We start from the raw sequence: 982 nt of genomic DNA, 5'->3' as shown, positions 1-982 counted from the left end.
TGACCCGTCCTGAATAAAGGCTACATAATATTAAACATTATGTATAAAAACGACAGAGTAACCAGACGTTACAGTGAACCATTCAAATTAAAAATTTTAGCCGAACTTAGTACAGGAAAGTATAATAAGTATCAACTTGGTAAACTTTACGGTATTGCTTGTTCTACAATCAATGAATGGATTAAAAAGTATGACCGTAAAGACCTTATGAACACAAGAGTTATGGTAGAAACTAATGATGAAATATCAAGAATAAAAGCACTTCAAAAGGAAATTAATCAACTTAAAAAGTTACTCCTTAAAAAAGATATGGATGGACTTATCGATGATGCTTATCTAGAAGTTGCCGCTCAAAAGTTAGGTTATAAAAGTGTATTGGAACTTAAAAAAAAACTAAGTATCAAGCCTTAATTATTACTGTAGAGAAAGCAAAAGGATTTGCTTCTATTTCCAAGGTGTGCAAAGCGTTTAACTTAAAACGAGATGCTTACTACAAGTATAAGTGTAGAGCAAATCAAAGAAAAAAAGTTGAACAACAAATCATACATATCGTTAAAAAAAGACGCAAATCCTTACCTAGAGAAGGTGTAAGAAAACTAATGAAATCTTTAAATGATGATTTTGACAAGCAACATCTGAAAGTGGGTAGAGACGCTTTGTTTAAGGTGTTAAGAGATCATAATATGTTAACTCTAAGAAAGAAATATAGTGCTAGAACAACAAACTCTTATCACAGATTTTATAAGTATAACAATATGATTAAAGACATAGAAGTGACAAAACCGAATCAAGTTTGGGTATCTGACATTACATACATCAGAACACTCAATGGGTTTTGTTATCTCGCACTCATTACAGATATGTATTCCAGAAAAATTGTTGGATATGACCTTAGTGACAGCCTGGAACTTAAAGGATGCGTGAGAGCTCTTAATAAAGCTTTGTATAAAAAGAAAAATATTAATGGACTCATACATCATTC

General features: G+C 31.3%; 2 protein-coding genes. Both read left to right on the top strand.

The annotated features are described in order from the left end of the window. The first annotated feature begins 39 nt into the window (after positions 1–39). A complete protein-coding gene (locus tag R3X25_RS15165; RefSeq protein ID WP_317675813.1) occupies positions 40–411 on the top strand; it encodes a transposase in 372 nt (123 codons plus the stop codon). A gap of 188 nt (positions 412–599) precedes the next feature. Continuing rightward, positions 600–982, top strand: a 383-nt coding sequence (locus tag R3X25_RS15160) for a DDE-type integrase/transposase/recombinase (protein WP_317675812.1), incomplete at its 3' end; no start/stop codon positions are given.

Origin of the sequence: Lutibacter sp. TH_r2, assembly GCF_033101135.1 — a bacterium.
Taxonomy (GTDB): Bacteria; Bacteroidota; Bacteroidia; order Flavobacteriales; family Flavobacteriaceae; genus Lutibacter.
Note: the sequence above shows the minus strand (reverse complement) of the source record. Positions and strands in the feature narration are given on the sequence as shown.